At 55.0% G+C, this 26778-nt stretch carries 26 protein-coding genes; 13 read left to right on the forward strand and 13 right to left on the reverse strand.

Annotated elements, in window-relative coordinates; all coding sequences use genetic code 11:
- Window positions 1-76 precede the first annotated feature (76 nt).
- The gene (locus TURPA_RS13740) at window positions 77-295 is read left to right on the forward strand and encodes a ferredoxin (protein WP_014803905.1); all 219 of its coding nucleotides are present in this window, start codon (window positions 77-79) and stop codon (window positions 293-295) included.
- Here the strand turns inward: TURPA_RS13740 and TURPA_RS22015 are convergent.
- Window positions 279-1679 (reverse strand): adenylate/guanylate cyclase domain-containing protein, encoded by a 1401-nt coding sequence (locus TURPA_RS22015; protein WP_014803906.1) that lies wholly within the window; start codon window positions 1677-1679, stop codon window positions 279-281. The genes TURPA_RS13740 and TURPA_RS22015 overlap by 17 nt on opposite strands.
- Window positions 1680-1719: 40 nt before the next feature.
- A complete protein-coding gene (locus TURPA_RS13750; RefSeq protein WP_014803907.1) occupies window positions 1720-2124 on the reverse strand; it encodes an MAPEG family protein in 405 nt (134 codons plus the stop codon).
- Between the two features lie 418 nt (window positions 2125-2542).
- On the opposite strand from TURPA_RS13750, the gene TURPA_RS13755 reads away from it, so the two are divergent.
- From TURPA_RS13755 to msrB, 7 genes are all read left to right on the forward strand, one after another.
- Window positions 2543-3784 carry an acetyl-CoA C-acetyltransferase gene (locus TURPA_RS13755; RefSeq protein WP_014803908.1) on the forward strand — a complete coding sequence of 414 codons (1242 nt, stop codon included), beginning with the start codon at window positions 2543-2545 and terminating at the stop codon, window positions 3782-3784.
- Between the two features lie 120 nt (window positions 3785-3904).
- Window positions 3905-4384, forward strand: a complete 480-nt coding sequence (locus TURPA_RS13760) for a hypothetical protein (protein WP_014803909.1) — start codon at window positions 3905-3907, stop codon at window positions 4382-4384.
- Window positions 4381-4698, forward strand: coding sequence for a hypothetical protein (locus TURPA_RS23795; RefSeq protein ID WP_014803910.1), 318 nt, complete (start codon window positions 4381-4383; stop codon window positions 4696-4698). The genes TURPA_RS13760 and TURPA_RS23795 overlap by 4 nt, the downstream gene beginning before the upstream one ends.
- Window positions 4695-6044, forward strand: a complete 1350-nt coding sequence (locus TURPA_RS13770) for a phosphohexomutase domain-containing protein (protein WP_014803911.1) — start codon at window positions 4695-4697, stop codon at window positions 6042-6044. The genes TURPA_RS23795 and TURPA_RS13770 overlap by 4 nt, the downstream gene beginning before the upstream one ends.
- The gene (locus tag TURPA_RS13775) at window positions 6041-6541 is read left to right on the forward strand and encodes an NUDIX hydrolase (protein WP_014803912.1); all 501 of its coding nucleotides are present in this window, start codon (window positions 6041-6043) and stop codon (window positions 6539-6541) included. The genes TURPA_RS13770 and TURPA_RS13775 overlap by 4 nt, the downstream gene beginning before the upstream one ends.
- Before the next feature lie 82 nt (window positions 6542-6623).
- The gene (locus TURPA_RS13780) at window positions 6624-7607 is read left to right on the forward strand and encodes an NAD(P)H-dependent glycerol-3-phosphate dehydrogenase (protein WP_014803913.1); all 984 of its coding nucleotides are present in this window, start codon (window positions 6624-6626) and stop codon (window positions 7605-7607) included.
- Window positions 7608-7754: 147 nt separating this feature from the next.
- Window positions 7755-8222, forward strand: coding sequence for a peptide-methionine (R)-S-oxide reductase MsrB (gene msrB / locus TURPA_RS13785; RefSeq protein WP_041949376.1), 468 nt, complete (start codon window positions 7755-7757; stop codon window positions 8220-8222).
- A gap of 18 nt (window positions 8223-8240) precedes the next feature.
- Here the strand turns inward: msrB and TURPA_RS13790 are convergent, their stop codons facing one another.
- From TURPA_RS13790 to TURPA_RS13805, 4 genes are read right to left on the reverse strand one after another with little or no spacing between them, the layout of a single operon-like run.
- Window positions 8241-9524: a protein-disulfide reductase DsbD family protein gene (locus tag TURPA_RS13790; RefSeq protein ID WP_014803915.1), complete on the reverse strand. Its 1284-nt coding sequence runs from the start codon at window positions 9522-9524 to the stop codon at window positions 8241-8243.
- Between the two features lie 51 nt (window positions 9525-9575).
- Window positions 9576-11699, reverse strand: a complete 2124-nt coding sequence (locus tag TURPA_RS22020) for an adenylate/guanylate cyclase domain-containing protein (protein WP_014803916.1) — start codon at window positions 11697-11699, stop codon at window positions 9576-9578.
- A complete protein-coding gene (locus tag TURPA_RS13800) occupies window positions 11689-12570 on the reverse strand; it encodes an alpha/beta hydrolase (protein WP_014803917.1) in 882 nt (293 codons plus the stop codon). The genes TURPA_RS22020 and TURPA_RS13800 overlap by 11 nt, the downstream gene beginning before the upstream one ends.
- Window positions 12567-13826: a dihydrolipoamide acetyltransferase family protein gene (locus tag TURPA_RS13805; protein ID WP_014803918.1), complete on the reverse strand. Its 1260-nt coding sequence runs from the start codon at window positions 13824-13826 to the stop codon at window positions 12567-12569. The genes TURPA_RS13800 and TURPA_RS13805 overlap by 4 nt, the downstream gene beginning before the upstream one ends.
- Before the next feature lie 185 nt (window positions 13827-14011).
- Here TURPA_RS13805 and map point away from each other — a divergent pair, with 185 nt between their 5' ends.
- Window positions 14012-14794, forward strand: coding sequence for a type I methionyl aminopeptidase (gene map / locus TURPA_RS13810; protein WP_014803919.1), 783 nt, complete (start codon window positions 14012-14014; stop codon window positions 14792-14794).
- 53 nt (window positions 14795-14847) lie between these two features.
- Complete coding sequence (locus TURPA_RS13815; protein ID WP_014803920.1) at window positions 14848-15609, forward strand: SDR family NAD(P)-dependent oxidoreductase; 762 nt, start codon at window positions 14848-14850, stop codon at window positions 15607-15609.
- A gap of 92 nt (window positions 15610-15701) precedes the next feature.
- On the opposite strand, the gene TURPA_RS13820 is transcribed toward TURPA_RS13815, so the two are convergent.
- From TURPA_RS13820 to TURPA_RS13845, 6 genes are read right to left on the reverse strand one after another with little or no spacing between them, the layout of a single operon-like run.
- Window positions 15702-17534 (reverse strand): ComEC/Rec2 family competence protein, encoded by a 1833-nt coding sequence (locus TURPA_RS13820; protein ID WP_014803921.1) that lies wholly within the window; start codon window positions 17532-17534, stop codon window positions 15702-15704.
- Between the two features lie 44 nt (window positions 17535-17578).
- Entirely contained in the window at window positions 17579-18742 is a 1164-nt protein-coding gene (gene ftsZ, locus TURPA_RS13825; RefSeq protein ID WP_014803922.1) for a cell division protein FtsZ, read from the reverse strand.
- Between the two features lie 16 nt (window positions 18743-18758).
- Entirely contained in the window at window positions 18759-19994 is a 1236-nt protein-coding gene (ftsA, locus tag TURPA_RS13830; protein WP_014803923.1) for a cell division protein FtsA, read from the reverse strand.
- Window positions 19991-20806 carry an FtsQ-type POTRA domain-containing protein gene (locus TURPA_RS13835; protein WP_014803924.1) on the reverse strand — a complete coding sequence of 272 codons (816 nt, stop codon included), beginning with the start codon at window positions 20804-20806 and terminating at the stop codon, window positions 19991-19993. The genes ftsA and TURPA_RS13835 overlap by 4 nt, the downstream gene beginning before the upstream one ends.
- On the reverse strand, window positions 20803-21993 hold the full coding sequence (locus TURPA_RS13840; protein WP_014803925.1) for an AI-2E family transporter: 1191 nt from the start codon (window positions 21991-21993) through the stop codon (window positions 20803-20805). The genes TURPA_RS13835 and TURPA_RS13840 overlap by 4 nt, the downstream gene beginning before the upstream one ends.
- Before the next feature lie 3 nt (window positions 21994-21996).
- Entirely contained in the window at window positions 21997-22455 is a 459-nt protein-coding gene (locus tag TURPA_RS13845) for a hypothetical protein (protein ID WP_014803926.1), read from the reverse strand.
- 120 nt (window positions 22456-22575) lie between these two features.
- Here TURPA_RS13845 and TURPA_RS22025 point away from each other — a divergent pair, with 120 nt between their 5' ends.
- The 3 genes from TURPA_RS22025 to TURPA_RS13860 all read left to right on the forward strand — a co-directional run bounded on the left by TURPA_RS22025 (window position 22576) and on the right by TURPA_RS13860 (window position 24718).
- Window positions 22576-22899, forward strand: a complete 324-nt coding sequence (locus tag TURPA_RS22025) for a Sec-independent protein translocase subunit TatA/TatB (RefSeq protein WP_014803927.1) — start codon at window positions 22576-22578, stop codon at window positions 22897-22899.
- A gap of 52 nt (window positions 22900-22951) precedes the next feature.
- Complete coding sequence (gene argB / locus TURPA_RS13855) at window positions 22952-23848, forward strand: acetylglutamate kinase (RefSeq protein WP_014803928.1); 897 nt, start codon at window positions 22952-22954, stop codon at window positions 23846-23848.
- Window positions 23849-23956: 108 nt separating this feature from the next.
- Window positions 23957-24718, forward strand: coding sequence for a hypothetical protein (locus TURPA_RS13860; protein ID WP_014803929.1), 762 nt, complete (start codon window positions 23957-23959; stop codon window positions 24716-24718).
- 40 nt (window positions 24719-24758) lie between these two features.
- Here TURPA_RS13860 and TURPA_RS13865 read toward each other — a convergent pair whose 3' ends face one another.
- Window positions 24759-26777, reverse strand: coding sequence for a cation:proton antiporter (locus TURPA_RS13865; RefSeq protein ID WP_014803930.1), 2019 nt, complete (start codon window positions 26775-26777; stop codon window positions 24759-24761).
- Window position 26778 lies beyond the last annotated feature (1 nt).

A 26778-nucleotide genomic window follows, 5' to 3' on the forward strand; every position in this document is an offset into this window, starting at 1 on the left:
AAGGCTTGTCGCGGGGTTGGGCAAAGCCCGAGGCACAAAAACTTGACGGAGTGTTTTATTTTCACAATTTATCTGTATGAGCAAAATAGTTCACGTGGTGAAAGACGATTGTACGAGCTGCAGCCTCTGCGCAGATACACATCCGAGCTATTTTCGCCTCGATAGTGACGACCTCGCCGAAACGCACAACAGCGGCGCGAACGTGAACAATGCAGAAGTGCCCGAGGCCGATTACGCGAAAATTCAAGAATCGATAGACGATTGCCCTGGCGAATGCATTAAGTGGAAAGAGTAGTCTTTCGGCCTGCGCGCGGTACCAGTTTAGCACCCCGTTCAATTCGGCTGTAGATTTCGCGAAAGCGATCATTGGGTACCCGTCCTTCGCCGTTGACCGAAAATTTCCGGCGAATGCCGCGCAAATAATACATTTCCAGATCACCTTTATTTTTCGCATTCACCGTGCCGCGAAACTCACACGTAAACAGAAAACGCAGCTCTTCGTAAAGGGGGCGCGATATGTTAATTGCGCCTGCTGTGCCTGACGACTCCATGCGGCTTGCGGTGTTCACTGTGTCGCCCCAGACGTCATAGGCAAACTTCTTCTCGCCCACAACGCCTGCAACGAGCGGGCCCGTGTGCATGCCGAGGCGCAGCTCCCAGTAATCGAGCCCCTGGTTGTGCTTAATTTGTTTCATCTGGTTCATGAAAGCCTGTATTTCAAGAGCAGCCAGGGCACAGTCGATTGCGTGCGTGGTGTTTTTTCGGGGCAGACCACCGGCACACATGAAGCTATCGCCGATTGTTTTCAGTTTTTCAAGCCCGTATTTTTCTGTCACTTGGTCAAAATAGCTGAAGCATCGGTCGAGTTCGTCGATGAGGTCGCGCGGCGATAGCTTCTCGGCGATGCGCGTGAAGCCGACAAAGTCGGTGAAGGCAACTGTAACCTTCTCATATTCGACCGGTACTGCCTTGCCGAGATGCTTCAGTTCTTGCGCCGTATCGAACGGAAGAATATTGAGCAGAAGGCTTTCTGAACGTTCTTGTTCTCTTTTCAGATTTAATTCGGTGAGTATGAGGTTAACTCGCCTGCGGTATTCCCTCAGAACCAGAAAGAAGATACTAGTGCAATAGGGTAAAACCATCGCTATCAGAACCTGCCCAGCAATACCGGGGGCAGAGCGCCAGAGCCAAACGAAAGCAGGCAGCGCAAAGGGCAGGGTGAAACACAAAAAGGTCAGCGGGCTCACCGTGAATGTGAACGATGCCGCGCCTGTCACACCTACGATCATCGTAAATATGGTCGTGAGGCTATAAAAGTCACGAACAAGTGGCAGCTGCAGATAAAGACCCAGTCCCAGTACGGCACCAGAGGTTGCCGCCAGCGCCGAAGCCACTACCATGCGGAGCCGAATCGGAGAGACAAGATTTTCGCCGAAGATAAAGTAAGCAAGAATAGCAGCAGTGGCCAAGCCCTGCGTTACGATCATGTTCAGCTGACCCGCCAGTGAGGTCTCGCGCGAAAGCAACCAATAATAGAGCGCTATTGCGATTCCAAGGCCGCTTAACGCCAGGCGAACGTTCCAAAAGAGCTCACGCGTCAGAATGTTCTTAACGTGATCGTAATGCTCGATCGGTATTGGCCAGAAGAGTGGCCAGCTTTTTGGGGCGAGCAGTTTCATCTCGGCGTGTTGTGCCGCGAAGCAGCAGCCGGCCTAAGGATCAAATCATGGAAATTACGACCAACCCTACGCCCGCCAGAGCGATACCCCACACCACCGTGCGCACGTATTTTATGCCCGCAAGGTAGATCGGCCAATAGGCCAGGCGGGCGAACAAGAATATCTGTGCGCCGAGCAGGGCCAGGTCGCGCTGCCCGCCAACACTCACCGATGCCAGGGCGACAATCGCAAATATGAGCAGATTCTCGCCCATATTCTTTGCGGCCCGGTCGGCCCTGGCCATAAATGCAGTTCGTTCGGGCATGTTGTCGCGATTGCCGAGCGCCAGCAGAAAGCCCGCAATCGTGTAACCGCGCGAATGCGACAGGCTGGCAAAAAGCAGCATCAGCCAGTAAAGAAGCGTCGAACCAAGCAGATAGTACAGTATGGGGAAGTTTTGTAACATAGCCTATTGGTGGGTTTGCCCTTAAGCAGTACATTCAAAATTCAGCAGGATCTAGCGCTTAAAACTACCCGTTATTCGCTGCGGCATTCTGTCGCACCGAATAACGGGGCTGCGCGGCAGGTCGCAAAACGACGAATTTCAGGAAAAGTTCCGCGATTTTCGAAGCGTAAATCGCTCTATGAACGGGCTTAGGCCCGCTTTTCCTGAATTTCGTCGTTTCATCGTGGTACTGGAATGTCGAACATTTCGACCTGCCGGGCAGTCCCAACGGGTCGATCAATTTCGACGCGTTTTTGGTTTACGGCAGGATTGGACCACCAAAAAGGGGTTCGATCGTGCATACACACGATACTAATGCTTTTCATGATATCCGCGCGAAGCGGGGAGATCATGAAAAGTTAAAATAAGGTGGGGCAACATGGCAGAAGCATATGTAGTCGATGCAATTCGCACGCCGCGCGCGCGCGGCAACAAAAGAGGGTCTCTCGCAGATGTACATCCGCAAGAGCTGGTGGCGGGGCTTTTAAATGAGCTGCCGAAACGTAACAAAGACCTCAAGGTCGAAAAAATCAACGACGTAATTCTTGGCTGCGTCACGCAGGTGGGCGACCAGGCGGCGTGTATCGCGCGTTACGGCGTCATGGCTGCACACTGGCCGCAAGAAGTTCCCGGTTACACGGTTAACCGTTTCTGCGGTTCGGGTCTTCAGGCTGTGAACGATGCAGCAGCCTACATTCAGAGTGGGGCGTTTGACCTGGTCGTCGCCGGTGGTGTCGAATCGATGAGCCGCTGCAAAATGGGTTCTGACGCAGGCGAAACCACCGAAGAAAACATGGGCACAGCCATGTCGATTGGTAATCCGAAAATTGCTGCTCACTATAATCTCGTGCCGCAGGGTATTTCGGCTGACATCATTGCGACCAAGTATAACATTACGCGCGAAGAAGCCGACCAGTTCGCCGCTTCGTCGCAGAAGAAGGCCGACGAAGCGATCAAAGATAATCGCTTTGCGAAGTCGATTGTGCCGGTCAAAAAAGACGACGGCACCATTGTCGATAAAGATGAGTACCCAAACGCAAAATGGGATTTCGCATACCTGTCGCGTATGCCGGCGCTCTTCAAAGGTGTGGGCGAAAAAGTCTTCGATGCTATGGCGCTGAAGACGTATCCTGAACTCGGCAAGATCAACCACATTCACGGCGGTGGCAATGCGTCGGGCGTTGTCGACGGCGCCGGTGTCGTACTGCTCGCATCTGAAAAGGCGGTAAAAGAGCACGGCCTCAAGAAGCGTGCGCGCATCGTTTCGATGGCGGTTTCAGGTGAAGAGCCGACGATCATGCTGACAGGCCCGGTTTCGGCTTCAAAGCTCGCGCTCGAAAAAGCGGGGCTGAAAGTTGAAGATATCGACCTGTGGGAAATCAACGAGGCTTTTGCTGCCGTACCACTTTACGTGCAGAAGCAACTGAACATCCCTACTGAAAAAATTAACGTGAACGGCGGTTCGATTGCGCTCGGTCACCCGCTCGGGGGCACGGGAGCAATTTTACTGGGGACTGCGGTTGACGAACTCGAACGCCGCAAGGCCCGTTATGCGCTGATTACACTCTGTATCGGTGGCGGCATGGGTATTGCGACTGTTATCGAACGCGTAGACGGTTAGTTTTCAGGCAGATCGATTCAAGTCGAGGCCAAGAACCCGGCACCGGTGGTGCCGGGTTTTTTTATGGTCGCTCCCCACTTTTCTCGATAGACGACGACTCTGCGTTTCTCAGGTTTTCCCGTGCTGCTCGTCAATATTCTGCTCGTGGCTGTTGCGCTGATTGCGCTGGTAATACAGCTTTTTACCCCAGTCATTATCAATATTCCCGCGATGGCGGTTTGCCTCATCGCGTTGATTGCGGCTATCTGGCACTTCAAACGTCGTCGCCGTGAAGCCAAACTGCCGATTTTTGCGGGGCTCGTGCTCGTTTTGCAGGCCGGCTTTTTTATGCTGAGCATCGGCATCTTTACCGTGGTCACGCTACCCAATGAAAACCCCGAAGATTCATCGTCGGTTGTGCATGGAATTCGCCAGATTCTGATTGCCAATGGCATTATCGAAAAGCCAAAAGTATTGCCAAAACCGCCGGAGCCATCGGCTGCGACCATACCGGCAGTCAGCGCCGAAACCGTAAACGCACCCGAAGAGGGGGCAGTCAAAATTTCAGTGGATGGCGATAACGAGGCGAAGCCAGCCGAATCGGGGGAGAAAGCACCTTGAAGAAGACGCTCCGCATTGCGCTTTTCGTCTATCTGATTATCTTGTTCGTGCTTGCGTTACTGCCGTTAACAGGCTACTACGCAGCTTTTGGCGCATTGCCCGTCGTGGGTTACGTGCTCTACCGTGTTTTTATACTCGAAGATAAAACCCCGCATGAGGTTGTGACAAGGGGGGCATTCTTGCTCGCATGCCTCGTGTTTCTTCTGGGCTTTGCGCTGAACATGTTTTGTACGCTCTACACGGCCTACCGTACAAAACAATTTCGCGACAGCATCGAAACCGACCGAAAAGCCATCTATCAGGAGCTCAAGTGAATACCGCATCGCCGACGCTCAAGTTTTCGATTTCGGGTTTGAGGGGTGTTTACCCTGACGATATCTCACCCGACCAGTGGATTCAGTACGTGCGCGCCTTTGCCGCCGTGCTGCCTGCGGGGCCCGTGGCGATTGCGCGCGATGCCCGTGCGACCGGGCCAGGCCTTCTCAAAGTTGCGACGGGAGTTTTGACCCTGCTCGGCCGTGACGTGCACGACCTGGGGCTCGTGCCGACGCCGACGATCAAGGCGTACGTCAACGCGAGGCGACTCGCAGGCGGGCTCATGGTGAGTGCCTCGCACAACCCTGCGGCCTATAATGCGCTGAAATTCATCAAGAAAAACGGCATGTTCTTCGACGCTGAAGATAACGAGAAGTTTGTCAGCGCCTTGAATACCACTGCTTTCTGGGGAGATTTTAAAAAACAGGGGCGAGTGGTCGATGCACACGATGCCGCAATTGATCTGCACATTGCCTCGATCATGAAAGTGGTGAAAAAGCCGAAACGCCGGCTAAAGGCTGTGATCGACCCCGTGGGTTCATGCGGCGCAGAGATCGCCGTGAAGCTTCTGGCGCGCCTTGGCGTCAGGTGCGAGGCGATTCATTTGGCTGAGACATCCTCATTTCCGAGACCACCTGAACCTACGGCGCCGGCATTGAAGAAGCTAGCGGCTGCAGTCAAGAAGCACCGGGCCGATGTCGGGTTTGCCTTCGACCCCGACGCTGATCGGCTGTCGATCGTCGATGAAAAAGGGCGCGCGATCGGCGAAGAGTATACGCTGCCACTCGCAATTCTGTCGGCTGTGAAGCCGAAGTCTACCGTTGTGATAAACCTTTCAACCTCGATGCTGAGTGAAACTGCCGCGTCGATGCGCAGCTGCAAGTTTGTGCGCTCTGCGGTTGGTGAAGCGAACGTGGTGGCAAAAATGCAGCAGCTGAAAGCCCCGTTTGGCGGTGAGGGTAATGGCGGCGTCATCGATGCGCGCATACCGTCATTGGGCCGCGACGCCCTCGCGGGCGTTGCGCATATAGTCGCGCTGATCGCCTCTGGCCACGCACCGCTGTCAGCGCACGTTGCGGCGATTGCACCGACAGTCATGGTGAAGCGTACCGCGCATAACGTCACCGCCGCACAGATGTCAGCGGCGGTCGATCGGGCGCGTGGTCTCTTCAAGACAGCGGCGCTCGACACCACAGACGGCTTTCATTTGAGTGGTACGCTTGCGGGCGGAGATAAGGCCTGGGTGCATTTACGCTCATCGAATACCGAGCCGCTCGTGCGCATTATTGCCGAAGCAGCTTCGAAAGCAGAAGTTGAAACATTGTTGGCGGGGCTGGGGCTGTGAAAGTTCTTTATCGCGACAAAGAAATTTCGTTCACGCTGGTCAAGACCCGGTTCGGTGAAAAGCCCCTGCTGCAATACCCGCATGCGGCGGCGATTATGCCGGTCGAAAAGCTGCGTTCGGGAAAAACGTACCTATGGTTGGTCGAGCAATACCGTCTCGGCTCGGGCGCCAAATCGTGGGAGATTCCCGCAGGTAAAAAGAAGAACAACGAAACGATTCTGCAATGTGCGAAGCGAGAATTGGCCGAAGAAGCAGGTTTTGCTGCCCGCCACTGGAAAAAATGCCTGCAGTACCACCCGGCGATCAGCTTTTCAACCGAAGTGCTGCACCTTTTTGCGGCGCGCCAGCTGAGCGAAAAGGTTGCGGACCATGACGATGACGAAGTTTTTTCGAACAAGAAAGCGTTCAGCCACCAAGAACTCGGCCGCATGATGAAGAACGGCAAGATCAGCGACGGCAAAACGCTGCTTGCGCTCCATTACTTCGATAAACTATAAATAATACTGCTTCGGTGTGCTCAGCACACCGAAACAGTGCTATTTCATTTGCCGTGTAAGGGGCAACTCTCTATGCGGTGCTATGCGTATCTCAGTTATTGGCGCCGGTTCTTTTGGTACGGCGCTCGCTAAACTTGTCGCCGAAAATGGCCACGACGTACTGCTGTGGAGCCATTCAAAAGACACCGCGGATGCTATTAGCTCTCAGCACGAAAATACGATCTACCTGAAGGGTATCGCTCTGCCCGAGTCGATTAAAGTCACAACCGATCTCGCAGCGGCTGTGAACCATGCAGAACTGGTCGTGAGTGCGACCCCCACGCAGGCGATTCGTGAAGTTTACGCGAACACGAACCTGGCTGTGCCGGTCGTCGTTGCCTCAAAGGGAATCGAGAAAAAGACGCACCTGCTGGTGTGCGAAGTCTTCAAACAAATTTTCGGCAAAGAGCGCGAGCAGAACCTGTTTTTTCTGAGTGGCCCGTCGTTTGCCCGCGAAATGGCGCTTAAGATTCCCACTGCGATCACGATTGCCGGTTATCACACAGAGCGGCTGCCCGAAATTCAGAAAGTTTTTCATAACGATTATTTTCGCGCGTACGCAACCCCTGACGTAACCGGTGTTGAACTCGGTGGGGCGCTCAAGAACGTCATGGCGATCGCGACCGGTATTGCCGATGGTCTCAAATTCGGCAGCAACACGCGCGCAGCCATCATTACGCGGGGCCTTGCAGAAATCGCCCGCCTCGGCGAAAAGCTTGGCGCGAAGCCGATTACATTCATGGGACTCGCCGGCATGGGTGACCTCGTGCTCACCTGTACCGGCGATCTGTCGCGCAACCGTACAGTCGGCCTTAAGTTGGGGGCAGGCATGACGCTCGCTGAAATTCAGAGCGAAATGCGTATGGTCGCAGAGGGCGTGCCGACTACCGAAAGCGCGTACGAACTCGCGCAGCAGCTCGGTGTTGAATTGCCGATTACGACGGCAGTTTATAAAATTCTTTATGAAAATAAGCCGGCTCGCGAAGCGATCAAAGAACTGATGTCGCGTTCGATTAAATTTGAATAGGCAGTAATAAACACATCGCCTCAGCGACCAATGGGCATGACCAAAATGAGGATTTCTCAAATCACATTCGCGGCGGTGATCGCTTTGACCGGCTCTATTTTTTTCAGCGCCGCGACTGCCGCCGAAAAGAAACCGGGGCGCGCCACTATCACCAAAATCAACCGTAGCGAAGCCGAATGGAAAAAAATACTCACTGCCGAAGAGTTTTACGTCTTAAGGCAGCAAGGTACTGAGCGTCCGTTCACAGGGCGGTACCACGACCATCACGGGCAGGGCACCTATATCTGTGCCGGGTGCAAACTGCCGCTGTTCAGCTCGAAGACTAAATTTGACTCAGGCACCGGCTGGCCGAGCTTCTTTGCCCCGATTGCAGCGGAGAATGTCGTCGAGCTGACCGACAACAGCCACGGCATGCGCCGCACCGAAGTGCGCTGCGCGCGCTGCGGCGGACATTTGGGGCATGTGTTTGACGACGGGCCACGAGGGCCCTTAGGGTCTGGCGCCGACACGAGGTCGTCTGCGCGCCAGACCGACGGGCCACGACCTACAGGCTTAAGGTATTGTATCAATTCAGTATCGCTGAATTTTGAAGGGCGAACGGCACCACCGCGCTGAAAGATTGATCGGTCAGGATCAATCTTTCAACGCAGCCTTCAGCTCGCGCATCGTGTAGTCTTTGTTGTAAAAGCCGGTGATCGTGTGAATGAGTTCACCATCGGCTTTGGTGAGCACGACGGTGGGTAAGCCCCGGATATTATACTCTTTCGCCAGTTTGTCGAGCGCGTCAGTCGGGTTTGAGTAATCGATCCTCACTGGCAAAATGTTATTCGCCAGCGCAAAATTGATGAATTCGTCTTTGACGAAGAGTTTGCGCTCCATCTCTTCGCAGGCTGTGCACCAGTCGGCCCAGAAGTCGACAAAAAGTATTTTCTTTTCTTTGAGGGCGACCGCCCGGGCTTCTTCGATGTCTTTGTACCACTTGAGTTTACCCTGGGGTAGCGTCATGCCGCTCTTGCGTGCGGTATCTGGCGTTGCGCCGGTGTTGGTCTTTGTTTCGACCCCCCAGTATTTCACGAATGGCGACGTGAAGAGAAAAAGGCCAAGCGCCGAAATCAGCAGCATGCCGGCAGTGTTGAGTCTGAGCCGTCTCGTCATGTGGTACTCCGATTTGAGGGGTTCTGCAAGAATGAAGAAAGTAATGCACATGGCAATGCCGATGACCGCAAACGGAAACGCCTGCGCAACCGGTGGAAAGTCACCTGCGAGATCTTCAAGGTAGTGAAAGCCTGCGGTCATGAGCACGACGGCGCCGCCATACTCCACGGCCTTCAGCCAGATACCGGGTTTTGGCAGGCGAATCGAAAAAGTGCCTATCAGAAAAAACGGAACTCCCATACCAAAGGCAAACGCGAACGCCGAGGCCGCCGGTAAAAAAATGGAATCGTTTTCAGCAGCGTTCTTGCTGATCTGCACGAGCAGATTGCCGAAGAAAGGTGCGGTGCAGGGGGCTGCGATAAAAGCCGAAAAGATGCCGAGCACCAGCGGATAAAGCACACCGTCGGGTTTGTGCCGGCCGTGGTCTGCCCGAAGCCGGTTGGCAAAATTGGGCAGCGGCAATGGTAGCAGGTGCGCATAAGCCAGACCAAGATAGATGAGAACTAAACCGATCGTTGCAATTGCGCGCGGGTCACCCAGATATTTGCCGAAGACAGAGCCGCTGAGCGCAGCGGCTACCCCCAGCGTGCCATAGGTCAGCGACATGCCAAGCGTATAGACGCCGGCCGCGCGAAAGCCCTGGTACCACGATTTGCGTTCGCCACCGGCAAAAATCGCGGTGGTAATGGGAATCAGAGGGTAAACGCAGGCCGAAAACGAAGCCAGTAGCCCCGAACCGAAAGCCGCGAAGAACATCGACATGACAGCAATATATCAAATGCGAGTCGCCGCGACGACTATAAGTTGGGGCGGCTATTTCTCGGTGAGCACTTCGAAACCGAGCCACTCTTTCGGCGGGTATTGAATATTGCGCTCGAGGCGTTCGAGATAGAGGCGCAGTGTCTTGTCTTGCGGATTTTCTGCCGCAAGCTGTAAAAAAGCCGATTTCGCGTCGGCGAAGCTGCCCTTACGGTAAAGTTGCAGCGCTTCTGAGAACGTGTCTTTTTGCCGCTGCTTCAGCTTACGCAATTCGTCGTGATCGCTGTTAAAAATTTCGATCAGGTCAACGGGTTCGTTCTTACCTTTGACGGCAACGCGGTCAACGGGCCGCCATTCGTACTGTGACTTGTTCGCGACGGTGTTCCATGAGATGTCTGAGATGAGGGTTCCGGCGCCGTAGTTCTTGGTGAGGCTTTCGATGCGCGATGCCAGATTCACGGCATCGGCGATGACGGTGCCGTCCATACGCTGGTGTTCGCCGATCGTGCCGAGCATCACGCGGCCCTGGTGAATACCGATACCGATTCTGATGGCTGCGTAGTCGTGCCGTGCGCGGCGGTCGTTCCAGATGCGCACGCGCTCGTGCATCGCGAGCGCGGCTTCGAGTGCGTCTTCTGCAGAAGAGGGGAAAAGCGCCATCACCGCGTCGCCGATATATTTGTCGATGAATCCCCGGTGGTCTCTGATGACCGGGCCGACCTTATCGAGGTACGAATTGATAAAATCAAAGTTCTCTTTGGGCGTCATCTTCTCTGATAATGAGGTAAACCCCCTGATGTCAGAAAATAGCACCGCCATGTCGCGCTGTACCTGATCGCCCAGGTTGACATCGAGAATACTTTCTTTGTCGAGCATCTTCAGAAACTCGAATGGCACGAAGCGCCGGGAGGCCGCGTTGAATTTTTCGAGGTTTTCGTTGAGTTCTTCAGTTTCGTCGTGCAGGCGCACGAAACGGTTCGCCAACACGAGAGCCATCGATAGGATAAAAAAGATAAACACGTAGGTTAAAAGCGGCGGCAGATTAATTTTTGCCTGTCCGCTCAGAATGTCGAGAAACATCGTCACGAGCAGAATAATGAAGCTGACACTCATGATAATCGCGTCTTTGTTCTTGCGCACAACCTCGCGTATCAGCACGATTGCCATACCCACGATGTATATCAACCAGGTATAAGTGACGATGTTGTTCTGCAGATGGTCCCAGAGTTTCACGTCGCTGCTCACGCAGACAGCAACGCCAACACCTGCGATTATCGCATTGGCGGTGTAAGTGGCAATGTCGATTATCTTTAACCACAGCGCACGTTTGGGCTTGTAATAGTTTCTGATAAAGTAATAAAAGCTCGGCACGAGTAAAAACAGCGCAAGGTATTGTACGCGTTTCCAAAAGTAGAGCTGCAGGCCATATTCGTATTTTATCTGCGTGTGCAGGCCGCTGTAGACCACCAGCGCAATTGCGAAAACAGCAAAGTAAAAATTCTCACGCTCATGCCTGCGTCTGATAAAGAAAAGTAAAAAGTACAGCCCGAATGTCAGGTAAGCAACCAGCGCAAGCGAACTCCACAGGTTTTCGAGGTAATAGGCGCCATAGATCTTATCGGCGGGCCCGATTTCGACCCGGTCGCGGTAAATGCCAGATTCTTTTTCGAGTACACCCTGCACGTCGACAACGAGCGTGTTCGTGCCTGCACGCATCAGCCCCGCGGGTATCGCATAGGTGCGCACTTTGTCGTATGCCTGCGGCTCATTGCTCGTAAAATCTCCCGTTGCGCCAATGAGGCGGCCGTTCAGGTAGACGCGGTCGCGGTCGTTGATTTCGCCAATGCGGATTGCAAACGGTAAGGTGGGCACGGCAGCGACTTGAAACTGCAGCGCATAGTGCGCGGGTTCAAGGCCGCTGATATTCAGTTGGGGCGCGAGATTCGCCGGTACCTTGACGCTGCTGTAAGCAGGAGTCGTGAAGCTCTCTGGTATCTCTTTACCACGTTTTTCATTCAATGCTGCAGGTTTATAAAAGCCGGCTTTGGCGACCCAGGCATGGCCTTCGGCAGAATTGAGGGCTGTGACCTTATCGGGGGCGGCCACCGGCACTTCGGCAAAAAGGCGCGCGCCGCAGAGCAGGGCGAGAGTCGCAATCCCCTTTAATCTATTTGGCATGCGATATCTCCCCGGTGTTGGTTCTAACGAATGCGGCGATTGCATCGCTGATATTGTCTTTGTCGGTATTGACGTGCATTACCATTGTTGTATGGTCTGCGCCCGGTATGGTCACAAATTTCGCGTTCGCCAACTTCTTTTCGGCAAAGGCGCTTTGGTATTTTTGCTGCTGCTGCAGCAAATAGTCATCGTCCTTTTCACCATAAAGCAGCAATGCCGGTCGGGATGTGGGTTTTAAATACGTCGCCGGTGAATGGAGCATGTCAGCTTCTCCCGAGCCGAAGAAGGGAGTTGTCAGAGAGGCGTTAAACTCAGCGTCTTTCGAGAGTCGCATATGCGCGATATCGAGAATCGGTGAGAGCGCAGTTACCCCTTTAATGAAAGTCGGCCCCTTTCCCCAGAGCACCATCAGGGCAAGGTGGCCGCCCGCAGAATGGCCGGCGAGAAAAATCTGCGAGGCATCTATTTTGTAGCGGGCCGCATTCTCGTGCATAAAGCTGGCTGCTGCCGTCACGTCGGCGAGCTGGTCGGTCAGAGTTGCCTGCGGGTGCAATCGGTAATCGATGACCGCTGTCGCAATGCCGCGTTTCGCGAGCGCGATGCCGAAATTCTGATAGAGGCCGGTGAACGCCCGGTAATAGCTGCGTGACTGGTTGCGCCAATAGCCCCCGTGGATAAAAATAACCGCCGGTGTCGCGTCGGCAGCCGCTCGTGGTGTGTAAAGATCGAGCAGTGCACCTGCATGCGCCGCATATTGCAGGTCATCGTGGTATTCGACATCTGAAGCCGCACGCGCCCGATCGCGCAGGTGGCAGTTGGCCAATTGCAAGAGACCAATCAGCATTATGGCGCGCAGCAAGAACAGGTTCATCGAATAACTCCAGGGTTTTCGAGATAGATTGCAAGGTCGCCAAGAAAAGCGGCACCGGCAGCCCCGTCGACCACCCGGTGGTCGCACGCAAGATTCAGCGTGAGCATGTCAGCGAAAACGATGCTGCCGTCTTTGCCTTCGACTGCCCGGCGTTCACTTGCGCCCACCGCCAGAATCGCCGCTTCGGGGGCATTGATAATCGCCTGAAACGAGGTGATTCCCATCATGCCCAGATTTGAGATCGTGAACGTGCCGCCGGTGTACTCCTCGGGTTTTAGTTTACGCGCCCGTGCGCGCGCGGCGAGGTCTGCAGAAGCCGCGGCAATTTCGAAGAGCGTCAGTTGATCAGCATTTCTGATTATCGGGGTAATGAGCCCGTCTTCAAGACTGACCGCAAAACCCACGTCGGCATTGCCGAGTTGCAGAAAGTGATCGCCCATGAATTGCCGCATCACGGCCGGGTGGTCGGGCAGAGTTGCGGCTACGGCTGCGATAATAAAGTCGTTGACCGAAACCTTTTTGGGCAGGTGCGCACCGCTGCCGGCTGCATGCAGCTTTTCAAGACCGGCGTTCGTCTCGAGCCGCAGTTTCAGCAATGCACTGAAATTCACGGTGCGGCTGAGGTAAAAGTGCGGCACCGTCTGTTTCGACTCGCTGAGCCGCGTTGCGATCGTTTGCCGCATCGGCGTCATCGGAATCTTCGTGTTGTTCTGCCGCGTACCCGCACGAACCCGAGGGCCGGTTGCAGGCGCGCCTGCGAGATCGCGGCTGACGATGCGGCCTTGCGGCCCCGTGCCTTCGATTTGCGAGAGATCGGTTCCGGTTTGTGCCGCAATCTTTTTCGCCAGCGGTGAGGCTTTAATTCGGCCCGTGGGCTTTGCAGGCACGCTTTCTGCAGGTATTGCAGCGGGCGCACGATTCACAGGCTGCTTCTGCTCGGGCGCGGCCGGTGTCTCAGGCGCTGCGCTCGCGGGGCTTTTCGCACCGGCACCCGCAACGAGTGCTGAAAAATCTTCGCCGGGCTCACCAATCACGGCTACCGGTGCACCGACGAGTAGCTTGTCGCCTTTTTGCGCGAGTTGCTTCAGCAGCGTACCGGCATCGAAGGCTTCGAGATCCATCACTGCTTTATCGGTTTCGATAGCCGCAATGACGTCGCCCGGTTTGACTGCATCGCCTTCTTTTTTGACCCATTCGACGAACACACCTTCTTTCATAGTCGGTGAAAGCTGGGTAATGGTTGCAAGTTTCGCCATAGCTCAGAATCGTCGCAAGCGGGGTCTGTCAAGACAAACAAGACGCTGGCTAAGTTCAGAACGACGCCGCCCGCAATTCAGATTTCATTTTTTGCTGACAAGGTAGAAGGTCTTGTACAGATGTTTTCGGCAGAAGAAGCGACGCGCTGACTCGCCGAAAGCGCTTGGTCAGCCACGGGTTATCAGTGGCGATCAATATCTACACATCAGCTGAAATCGCCAAAATTCAGGCCTCGGGAATGCTCGCGTTCGAGACGCACATGATGCTGCGAAGCTACATTAAGCCGGGCGCGAATACCGCAGAGCTCGATGCCATCGTGCGCGACTACCTTCGGCGCAAAAACGCCAAACCCTCTTTTCTCGGCTTCGGCGGTTTTCCCGGGGCGATCTGCACATCGGTCAATGACGCTGTTGTGCATGGCTTGCCCAAACGCGAAGAAGTTTTAAAAGAGGGAGATATCATCGGCATCGACCTCGGCGTCATCTTGAATGGCTACTTCTCAGACACAGCGTGGACATGGCCTGTGGGGCAGGTTTCAGAAGAGGCGCGAAAAATTATCACAACCACCCAAGAATCACTCTTCAGGGGAATTCGTGAAGCGCGCGTCGAAAACCGTATGGGCGCGATCGGCGAAGCGGTGCAGAAACATGCCGAAGCAGCTGGTTTCTCTGTCGTGCGCAGCCTAGTGGGCCATGGAGTCGGCAAGTCGGTGCATGAAGAACCGCAGGTGCCGAATTTCGGCCAGAGAAAAAATGGCATGCGCCTCAAGTCAGGCCTCGTGCTCGCGATTGAACCGATGGTGAATGAGGGCACACACGACGTCACGACCGACAAAGATAAATGGACGATTCGCACGCGCGATGGCTCCCTAAGCGCACACTTCGAACACACGGTCGCGCTGACCGCTTCAGGCCCGGTCAACTGCACGCTGCCGAAAGGCGCCGAAACCGACGTCTTCAAAATCTGAAATCAGCCAATAATATCTGTCGACACACCAGGCGGTCGGTGGCACTTAACCACATGCACATCTTTCTCACAGGCGCATCGACTGGTATCGGCAATGCTATTGCGCGCGACTTCGACGCACATTTCAAAGGTGAAGCCACTTTTTCACTGGTTTCGCGCAAACAAAATCTGCTCGAAGCCCTCGGTAAAGAACTCAAGAGCAAATCGGCAGTTTATGCGGCCGATCTTTCTGAACCCTCGGTTGCAGAAATGACTCTCGACAGGGCCGTCAAAGAGAATGGGCCGGTCGACATTCTGATCAATAATGCGGGCATGCAGAACATCGACCGCTTCGAAGCAATCAAGAATGAAGACGCAGACAAGCTCTTTAAGCTGAATTACACGACCCCAACGAGGCTCATGCGCCGCGTTCTGCCCGAGATGCTGAAACGCAGCAGCGGAGCGATTATCAACATCGCGAGCCTTGGCGGCATCACGCCGACGCCCTTCATGTCTGAATATTGCGCCTCAAAAGCGGCGCTTGCATCACTTGCCGTAGCGCTCGCCGGTGAATACAAAGACACGCCTCTGCAGTTTCTGACGGTCTATCCGGGGCCGGTAGAGACGCCGATGTCAGAATACGCAGGCGATCGTTTCGAAAAAGACGCGATGAAAAATATTCCGTTTGGCACACCCGAAGGGCTTGCGAAAGAGATTCGTATTGCGTACGAAAAGCGCCGCGGTAAGGTTATCTATCCCGCTGTATACAAAACCGCCGAAATGTTTCGCGACTTTTCGATCTGGGTGACAGCGCAGATGGCGCCTAAGCCGAGGTAACGGCGCAGACTCGCCCTGAGTTTATCGAAGGGTGGCACCTAAGCCGAGATGACATTTTTCTGAATTTAGCGAGACGCCCGTGAAGGGCGTCTCTACAGTTTTTCTTTGATGCAGTTACCCAGACGGTCGCCGTACCAGGTGTAAAAGCGGCGTACTGTTACCTCACCCTTGTAACCGAAAACGCTGAACAGCGCTTTCCAATCGTTTGCGGTTGTTTTGGTTTTTGAGGATTGATAGACGTGAAGCATGCGGCAGTCTAAAAGGGCGGTGGCGCCCCATAAGTCAGGGCGCATGCGGCCGGTGAAGACGAAGCACTGGCCGTGCAGTTTATAGAGATCTTTGATGCTTTCTTGCTCGTTTGTGACGCCAGACCACGGAAAGCAAAACTGCGGTTTCGTCTTTTCTGTGTCGGCAAATACCGGCTTACCCAGCGTAACGATTTTGCGTTCGTGATAGATCCACACTTTATTGGGTATGGCATAAAAGGCGTAAGTCGGGTACGTGACGAGAAACCACGGTGCCGCAAGCGCCAACGCAGAGACCGGCATGACGAAACGCAAATTGCGGCGCGCCGACCAAAGCCGCCCACGAAATTTCAAATAGATGAGCGTGACGAGCAGAGCAGCGATGAAGATGAAAGAGACCGCACGTGCCAGAGGTTCAGCTGCCGGCAAGAGCCGCATGGCGTGATCGCCGTGCAACGCGGCGAATTTCAGGTAAAGCCAATCGAGAGAATGCAACACATGGGCCGCCGGGGGCAGAACGAGGTAGAGCAGCGCCGAAAAGAGGTATAGCCCCGAAAATGGCACGAGCAGCAGGTTATAGATGAGCGAGAGCGGGTTCGCGCTGCCGAAGAGCAAATGCGAAAGCAGCATCGCGGGAAGCCCCGCAGCCAGTGACAGCGCAACATGCTGCGAGGCAAAATTCAGCCAGCGGTTTGCAGACGCGAAGCAAAAATATAAGGGTTCGTAAAATACCAGAATCGCCGCAGTCACCCCGAAAGAGAGAATAAACGACATCGAAAACGTCGAAAGTGGAAACAGCACCTCGACGATAATCGCCGTGATAAAAAGCAGGGTGAATGACGTGATGCGCCTGTCGAGCAGCCGCATCAAGACCGCAATGGCCATGAAAAGCCAGGCGCGTAAAAGCGGTACCGGAAAATCAAGCAGCACAAGAAACGCGCTCGCGACAGCAAACCCGAGCAGCGTGCCGACGGCCGGCAGGCGCAGCGCGCGAAATGGCAGGTAGAGCAGCGCAAAAAGCAGCGCGATGTTGAGCCCCGAAACGGCAAAGAGGTGCATGAGGCCCATATCGCGAAAAGCCGCTAGCTCGTTTTCGGCCAGATCGCCCGTATCGCCGATCAGAAAAGCCGCCGCGAGCGATCTTTCGCCGAGTGCCTCAAATCGGCTCTGCAGAAACGACAGCGCCCGCTGCCTGAGCTCGATCACCTTGCCGGGTGGGGCGGGCAGAACCTGCAGCGCCTTGACCCGGCACCAGCTGCGCGTACCCGAGAGGCGCTCAAACGTGGCAAACGTCGAAGGGGGAACTTCAGCCAGTTCGCATCTGTAGGTAACCTGGGCGTGCTTTTGCGGTAGCGGCATCTTGCCGAAACCGATGAGTCGCAGACGTCGCCCGCCCTCAGATTCGACAATCACCGAACGCCGCGAGACGGCTGCTACGCGCCCGGTTGCGTCAGTTGGCATTTCAGAGGTATCGCTCAGGGCAACGCTGCGCAGGCTAAAGAGCCAGGCGCCGAGGGCTAAACCCATAATAATAGCAAGAATGAACTGTTTTGGCGTCCGTCTCAGGTCATAGACCAACCACGCCACGAGGCACAGAGCAGTGACGCCCGCAGCAACATTGAAACCAGCCCGAAAGAGGCTAAGCGTTAAAAACGTGAAGAAGATGTACGGAAAGGGCATCGTTCTGATTTACATCTGCGGCATTGCCGCAGATGTAAACCAGATTACCCTTCTACTTTTGGCATTTTTCTTAAGAAAGTTGGAATATCGTAAGCCGCGGCCTGCACCGTCGCGTCGACACGGGGAAAGTCAAGGCCCTGTTGCGCTGGCGAACGGTAGCCACCGTCGTCAGTTCCCGTGCGGGGCAGAATCTGCGGCTTAAACTGTGGCTGTGCCTGCTGCTGCGTGGCCGGTGTGCCGACCGCCGCGTCTTTGCGGCGGTAGCCCGTGGCGATCACGGTAATCGAAACGTGGTTATCTTTGGTTTCGTCTTCGGTGAAGCCGACGATGATCACGGCATCTTTGGATACCTGCTCATGAATCTGCTTCTGAATTTCATGGTATTCGTAGAGCGCGAAGTCTGAACCGCCCACCACATTGATCAGAACTGCCTGAGCTCCGTCGATGGTCTTGCCGTTGAGCAGCGGGTGGTGGATTGCACTCTGTAACGCTTCGGCCACGCGGTTTTCACCCGTACCCTCACCGAGACCGATAACCGCATCGCCGTTCTGGCCCATGACGGTACGCACATCGGCGAAGTCGACGTTCACAAAGCCCGTCGAGTTGATGATGTTGCTGATGCCGCGCACTGCACGGTACAGCATGTCGTCGATGAGCTTATAGGCCGCACCCACCGATGTTTTTTTATCGATGACTTTGAAGATCGCCTCGTTGGGAATCGTGATGAGAGTGTCGACGCGGTCGCGCAGATTCGATTGTCCCTGCTTCGCATAGCTCATGCGCTTGTCGCCTTCGACGATGAAGGGTAGCGTCACCACCCCGACAGTCAGCGCCTTCAGCTCGCGCGCCACTTCGGCGACGATCGGTGCGGCTCCCGTACCCGTGCCGCCGCCCATGCCGGCAGTGATGAACACCATGTCTGCGCCCTTCAACACATTCATGATCTTTTCACGGTCTTCCATCGCCGCCTGCGCCCCAATGTCGGGTATGCCGCCTGCGCCCATGCCGCGCGTGAGCTTCGCACCGAGCGCGACCTTGATCGGCGCGTGCGAACGTTCAAGCACCTGCTCGTCGGTATTCATTGCAATGAGTTCGACACCTTCGAGGTTCATCGACACCATGCGCTCAATCGCGTTCATGCCGCCGCCACCGACACCCACAACCTTGATTGTTGCCGGTGATTTCTTTTTTTCCTCAAATGCTAGCATTGCGTGCTCCTGGGTTTCATAAATTCTTTTGTAACCAATTCTTCATTTTGCCAAACAGGTTGCGTGTGCCTTTTTGTGTTTCTGTTTCACCATAACGCGCCTGGTAGAGCAATAAGCCCGTAGCCGTGCTATAGGGTGGCGAAGCAACCTTGTCTGAAATTCCCAACAAGCCCTTTGGATAAGCGACCGAAGCGCCTAGCTGCAGAACCTCTTCGGCCAAGCCGACGAGTCCTTCAAGCTGCGCGCCGCCGCCTGTAAAAATAATACCGCCGGCAAGTATGTTTTTTCTGCCGGATTTCATAATTTCAATATCTACCAGCTCGAGCATCTCGCGCATGCGCGCTTCGATGATGAGCGCCAGGTCTCGGCGGGGTATCTGCCGTGCGGGCCGTTCGCCGACTGAAGGCACATCGACCATCTCCATCGGGTCGACGTCTGCTGCACGCGCAGTGCCACGGCGTTTTTTGAGCATCTCGGCTGCGTCGATGGGTGTTTTGAGACCAATCGACAGATCTTGCGTGACATGCTGCCCGCCGAGGCAGATTGTCGCCGAATATTCCACGCCGCCGTCGACGTAGATGATGAGATCGATCACGCCAGAACCGATGTCGCAAATCGCCACACCCAGATCTTTTTCCGCTTCGGTTATAAGCGCCTGGCTCGATGCGAGTGCAGAGAGCACCTTGTTCGAAACCCTGACGCCTGCCTGCTCGACGGCCTTTTCGGTATTTTGCAGCTGCGAAATCGGGGCAGTGACAATGTGCACCTGCGCGTCTAACCGCACCCCAACCATGCCGAGCGGGTCTTTGATGCCTGCCTGATCGTCTACCTTGAACTCGCGCGAGAGCACGTGCAAGACCTCTTGGTCAGCGGGTATGCGCACATTTTGCGCCGTGTCGATTACCCTGAAAACGTCGGCGTGCGTGATAATGCGGTCGCGCCCGGTGATCGTTACCATGCCGCTGTGGTTTGCACCATGCACGTTCTTGCCTGAAATATTGATTATAACTTCATCGATGTCTAGCGCCGACATGAGTTCGGCTTCTTCAATTGCGTCGCGAATTGCCTTAACCGTGAGTTCGATGTTCGTGACCGACCCCGATTTTACGCCGCGCGATTCAACCACACCGAGGCCAATGACCTCGACCTCTTCGGCAGACTGTACACGCGCGACGATTGCGACTGTTTTGCTCGAACCCAGATCGAGCGCTGCGATGATGCGACCGCCCGAGATACCCGAATCGTAACTCACGTGCCTGCCTCTGCGGTGGTTTTGGCCTGTTTCATTTCTCTTATAATGGCGCTGTTCTCTTGCAGGTCAACCAGCGTCACAGAACGCGGCAGTTTTGCCTCGAGATAAGCGTACACGGCCCAGAGTCGCCTCAGCGTCTCTTCAGAAAAGCGCCCTTCATAAACGACGCATGACCTTATACCCGCCGAATAGATTCGGTACCGCCAGATGCCTGATTTTCCCGTCGGGTCAGGTGTGGCGCTGCTGTTTTCTTTCAGCGGTCTGATCTCGATTTCGGCAAGACGCTGCCAGAGAAATGCATACTTTCTCTGCGTGTCTTTCCACAACCGTATTATGTCACTTTTTGGCGACGCCTGCGCAGTCATCGATTCGGTGCGAAAAGTCAAGTAGAAAATGACTTTGTCAGGCGTGAGGTCTTTGTGCAGGTAAGCGGCGTTTTCGACGATGGTTGATCCGGCTGCATCTTTTTCTGCGATACCCGCACCTTCGTTCTGCAGGTGCTCGAGCAGGCGCTCAGTGATCGAGATCGTGATGCGGCGGCCCGGCAGCACCGTCGCTTTCGCCGTCGCGATACGCGAATTGAGCAGCAGCGCATCGCGAATTTCATCGGAACTCACGCCGTCTTTGGCGGCGCGCAGAAGGTAGAGCACGACTTCCTGGATATCTTTTTCGCTCAGTACCCGGTTGCCTTCAACCTGAATCTGCCAGTCGCCGCTGCCGCTGTGGCGCTTGAAGATGAACCAGCCGAGCAGAATGCCGCCGAGCGCGAAGAGGGCGAGACCCGTGAAAAGCAGACGTTTTTGCCAGGTCATAGATCTTTGTTTGATCCGGGAACATCCTGTTCTTCGGTCGTCGCCCGGACTGACATCCTGTCAGGCGCCGACCCGAGAACATCCTGTTCTTCGGAAAAATTTCGGTTCCATTCGCTGATGAGTTCCCAGATTGTCACAAACATCGTCACAATGAAGGGTCCGAGAATGAGCCCTTTGACGCCAAACGCGTTCAGGCCGCCGACGATTGCCAGAAACAGAAAAAGGGGATGCAGATTCAGGTCGCGGTCAAGCAGCACGGGCTTCAGTAAATTTTCGAGCAAGAAATAAAACACCAGGCAGGTGACAGCCATCGTCAATGCCATTGTCTGGTGGTCGTGCGTATAGAGATAGACAGCACCGGGCAGCCAGACCACCGCCGTGCCGATCACGGGTATTAACGCAAACGGCGCTGCGATTGCGCCCCAAAGCAGCGGCGTGCTGAGGTCGCATAACCAGAAAACGATGCCGATGACGGCACCTTGCGCAATCGACACCAGCAGGTTTCCCTTCACCACAGCATCGAATATTTGCACCATGCGGTCGCCGATATGCTTTTCGATTTTATCAGGAAAAGGCAGGTTGCGGTAAACGGTCATGCCGATGCGGTCGACGCTGCGAAACAAAAAGAATAAAATGAAAAGGGCAAAGGTGAAATCGACGAAAAACTTCATGCCCGTGAGGGCCCATGTCCAGCCGCGGCGCAGGGTTTCGAGCTGGTTGTTGCGCACGACTTCAAGAAACTGCAGGCGGTACGCGAGCAATTGTTCGGCGCTGATGTCGAGCTGGCCCTGTATCCACGGGTTGTTGCGGTGAATCTCGAATAGTTTTTCGGGTGTGAACCATTCGCGCGCAAGTTCTGATGCATGGCGTGCTTCGGTAACCAGGGCGATGCCCAGGAAAATCGCTGGCAAAATCAGCACGAGAATGACGCTCACTGTCGAAATCGCCGCTGCGCGCGTGCGGCGCCCGTGCATTTTGTTCAGCAGCCAGCGGTGCGGTGTTCTAAAGAGAATGAAGAGGATTCCTGAAATAAAAAACGCATAGATATAGCTGTAATAGACGAAACTGACTAGGCCGAGCAGAAAAAGAAACAGGCCAAAAAAAACATAGGGAAGAAAACGGTGAAAGTCGAGAAAGCTGTAGCTGCGGTCGAGCTTCACGTTCGGCTGTGGTTGTTTCTCCCTCATCGGTTATGGGTTTTTTCCGCGTTCGTAATCCACCTCTGATCTGCCGATGCGAATCAGATAGTTGTCTGCGTAAGGTAACTTGCTGATATCAACTGACACAACTTCAGATTTCGCCGCGCGCTCAAACTGCAACAGCGCGCCCGAAGTCTGTTCAAGTCGGGTCGTCAGCGTGAAGTCATGTTTCGCGAGAGTCTTTTTGTAATAATCGGTGATCGTGGCAAGCGGGTGGTTCGTCTTCTGCAGAATGCGGTTCTCAACGCGGTAAATTTCAGCCTGCGGATAAAGCAGCGACAGGTTGCGAAGGAACTCCGGTGCGTCTGCCGCCGAACCGATCGGGGGCAGTTTGCCTGCGCCCGCAGCCGGCGCCACACTTTCTGCTGGTGCAGCGGGCTTTTCAGAGCAGGCAATCGTGTGCGCGAGCACCGCTGCAATAATGAAATGATGCCAACGAATCCCGCGCATGATGTGACATAATAAAGCCAAAGACCGGCGGCGTACACCACTATTCGGCAGAGCGATACCGGTAATGGCCTCTGATTTGAATTCTCCTTTACAGCCTGAGTTTTTAGGCCGGGGTCATGCATGGTTCTTTTATTCGGCATGCCCAATATGGGCGAAATGATCTTTCTGGTGGTGATTATTCTGCTGCTCTTTGGCGGCAAAAAATTGCCCGAGCTGGCACGCGGCCTCGGCGCCGGCATTCATGAATTTCGTCGTGGCATGAATCAGGGCAATGAGCCCGTGCAGACCACGCAGGAACATATACCCGAGCGCGACATTACTCCTGTTCAGCGCGAAGAGTCACGCAAGCCGCGGTCTCTGCCCGAACCCAAGGCGCGCGGCGGCCGCCCTTCGGCCCGCAAGACTGCGACGCGTACTAAATCCGCCACAAAGAAAAAGAAATAAATTGCGCAGTTGTCTGGCGCCCCGCGCCAGATGAATCGCGTTCGCTTTCTGCATGCAACCCGCCGAAACCAGCTCACATTCGCTCGAACGCATCGGCACGCTGCTCGAAGCGTTGCCCTACATACAGCGTTTCGCCGGCAAAACCATAGTCATCAAATATGGCGGCAACGCGATGGAAAAGGCCGACCTCAGCGACAAGTTTGCGCAAGATGTGGTGCTGCTCAAACTCTGCGGTATCGACCCCGTGATCGTTCATGGGGGTGGCCCGCAGATCAACAGCCTGCTCGCCCGCCTCGGGGTAAAATCTGAATTTGTCGACGGCCATCGGGTCACCGGTGACGCCGAAATGGAAGCGGTCGAAATGGTGCTTTCGGGCGACGTCAACAAGAAGATCGTCGCGCAGATTGCGCGTGCGGGTGGCAAAGCCGTGGGCATCTCGGGCCGTGACGGCGGCCTTGCGCGCGCTGAGCGCCATGCACTCGAAAAACACGAAGGCACAAAAACCGTTCACGTTGATCTCGGCAGAGTGGGCAACGTGAAGCCCGAGGGGGTCAACACGCAGATGCTGACCGCTCTCAAACAAGGTGGATTTATACCCGTTATAGCGCCGGTCGCTTTTGACGAAGACGGCAATTCGCTGAATGTGAATGCAGACACAATGGCAGGCGCCATCGCTTCGGCGCTCGGTGCAGAAAAACTTCTGCTCTTAACCGACACCTCGGGAGTCATGCACGAAGGCAAGACGCTGACGCGCCTGACGCCTGCAGATGTCGAGAGGCTCAAGAACGAAGCCGTCATCTCGGGTGGCATGATTCCGAAAACCGATTGCGCGGTTTCAGCTGTTGAGCACGGCGTCACCGCCGCGCACATCATCGACGGGCGCGTGCCGCACGCACTGCTGCTTGAGATTTTCACCGACACCGGGGTCGGTACGATGATCTTGCGCTAAGCGGGATTATTCATTAACCTGAAAAATGTGCCTTAATTCACTCGCTGTTCTCTGTTGTGCTCTGTTCTGGTTGACGCGCCGATCTAACCTCAATGCTATACAGCTACCATGAAAAAACACTTACTTGTCGCGGCACTCGCGGCCATGCCGTTTTCACTTTCGGCATACACTTCAACCAATATGGCTGGCCAGACCGGTCTTATTTCAACCCCTTCTGCCCGCATTGTGTGGGAAGGCAACAACAGCACCGCAGCTGTCATGGGTGGCTACAGCTATGCCAACAACGGTCGTGGCTACCATGCGCCGAACGTGAACGTCGCGCTGTTCGATCGTTTCGAAGTTGGCGGCATCTTCAACGCAGTCGAAGGCAGCGGCAACAATGATTTTATGCTGCACAGCAAGCTACGTTTCTCGCCGTGGTCGGGGCGCGGTAATTCGGCGCTCGCAATCGGCGGTAACTACCAAAGCCTTGAACCAGGCGCTCTGACTGTAGGGCAGGTATACCTCGCCGCCACATACGAGGCGAACTTTTTTGGTATGGAGGCCGATACCTCAGTTGTGCTCGGCAAGACCTTCGGCACCGGTACACGCTCGGGTGATCTGGATTTTTCCATGGGCTTCGACCTGAATTTCTTTCCCGGCCTGTTCAACGGTTACGTGCGCTGGCTGAATGAAATTGCCAATTACGACTACCTCTACGGCAATGCGCCGACGCGCGCGGGTTCACGAGGTGCCTTTAATACCGGTTTTCGCATTCCGATTCTCAAGCACATGAGTAACCTCAAGTTTGACGTGAATGTTAAGATGACCGATGCGCTCGATGACGAACGCGGTTTTGCGATCGGCGCGGTCTTCGGCGCCCGGTTTTAATGATTTTTCCGGTGCGCCTAATGGCGCACCGGAAAAAGACCTAAGAAAAACCCATAAATCTTTTGATTTTTCGCCACGCAGAGCGTGGCTTTTTTATTTGTACACCGGCAGCAACCGCCGGGTAGAGCAGCATAAAATTTCTGTCTGAGAAGGCGCGCAGCATCATTTCAGGCAACCGCGCGTGTATCTTTTCATCTGGGTATCTGAAGGTGCGTTCGAGCACGGCGATCGAGAATGCATTGGCATTCGCATCGAGGGTCACGAGATCGAGACCTGCGTGCATCTGGCCTGCGCGTGTCGAATAGGGCGTGCTTCTTTCGTCTGCGTGCATGTGCTGTTCTATTTCAGCGAGCACCGCCTGATCGCCAAAGAACACGATTTCAGAGTGCAACCGGCGGGCAATCTGTACAACCAGAGGAAGCCAAACTTCACGGCTTTCGAGCAGGGTGCGGTTGGCAACGATCACATTAATGTGGCTCGTCAGCGCCAGATCTGCCTGCAGGTGTGCCGCGAGAATGGTGTTCTGCAGGGCAATTTCGCTCAAAGATTCAAGAAACGAATAGCCTTGCGGTCTCTGCAAAGTGGGTATCGCGCCCAGGCCCAGCAGAATGCGGTCGGCCAATAGTTCACGGGCAGTGCGCGCAACCGCGCGAATGCGGTTGTTGTCGATTCGGGTTGAAAGCTGCACGACCTGGTCGCGCGCCGCATAAAGAGGAATAATCTCATTGAACTGTGCTTCTACCGATCTGATCTTTGCTTCGGTCTCACCCGTGTCGCTCACGACATTCACCGGGTGAATGCGCGCGGCCCGGCCCGAATGTCCCAGATGCGATGCCAAATTTAAGAGCGGCAGCATCGTTTCAGGGTTGCTGACCGGCAGTAAGACGCGTGCATCTGCTTTGGGTTCACCGGGCGTTTCGCCCTGAGGTTCGCTCAGGCCCAGCAGCACGCAAAGAAGTTCGTTGGCAACGAGATAGAGTAGCAGCGGTTGCAGCAAACTCACGGGAATTACACCTCGGGCTGCGCCGACATAGAGCAGAACCATCACAAACGGATTTTTTCGTGTCAGGTGCAGCACAGAAAATCTCGCAGGTGCCGCGCGCATATTCAGCAGCCTGACCGCGAGAAACCGCAAAACCCAGGTCGCGAGCGTGATGGCCGCCGCGGCAAAAAGATGCGGCGCGGTTAACGGGCCAGTGAGCACCAGCGTGAAGCCGAACATAATAAAGAAAGAAGGCACCAGCAGGCTATGCCCGGTGAAGCGTAGCCGCTCGAGAACCTTTGAGCCCTCTGTCACGAAGCGCGCCAGCACGAAACCTGCCGCGAAGGCACCGAGCAATGGTTCGATCGCTGCTCGCCGCATCAAGAGCGTGATGCCAATCAGCAACACGAGCATCAGATAATAGATTGCGTAAGATTCTTCGCTGACGCGCCGCAGCAGCAGCCGCAGCATCTGCGGAACAAAGGTGATGAGCAGAATGAGAATCAGCAGAATACCGACTGCCACCTGCAACAGATCGGCGCTGATCGTCTCTCGCTGGGCAAACGCGCCCATTAGCGCGAGCGCAATCAGCAGTGAAACTTCTGAGACAAAACCAAAGAATCCTGCTTCACCCGATATCATGTTGTGGCGAAATGAATCACCCACGACCTGGCGTCTGCGTTCGGGAGCATGCGCCGCTGCGACAAGTCCGGTAAAGCACGCGGCGGTCATATCGATTTTGAACCAAAAATAGAAGAGCGCTGCGACGGGCATGGCAACGGCGAGCTGCGTCAAAAGCGCCGCGACAAGTTCGTCAAACCGCCATGAGAACCGGGCATCCCATTGGGTTTCGAGCGCAGCGAGAAAAATAACGAAGATAGCGCCGAGTTCGGCAAGTTCGCTGAGTAAACTGCGCTGCGGCAAGACAAAGCGCAGTGTAAAGGCGAGCACGCCGCCAAAGAGCAGAAAAAAATACGCCGGGTGAACGCGCGTAAGGCGGGCGAGCGAAATGCCTAAAAATCCGCCGCTGACGATGAACAGAAAAGACAAGGTCGTCAGCAGCAGCGTGTCAGGCATT

Origin of the sequence: Turneriella parva DSM 21527 (genome assembly GCF_000266885.1) — a bacterium.
In the GTDB taxonomy this organism is placed as follows: Bacteria; Spirochaetota; Leptospiria; order Turneriellales; family Turneriellaceae; genus Turneriella; species Turneriella parva.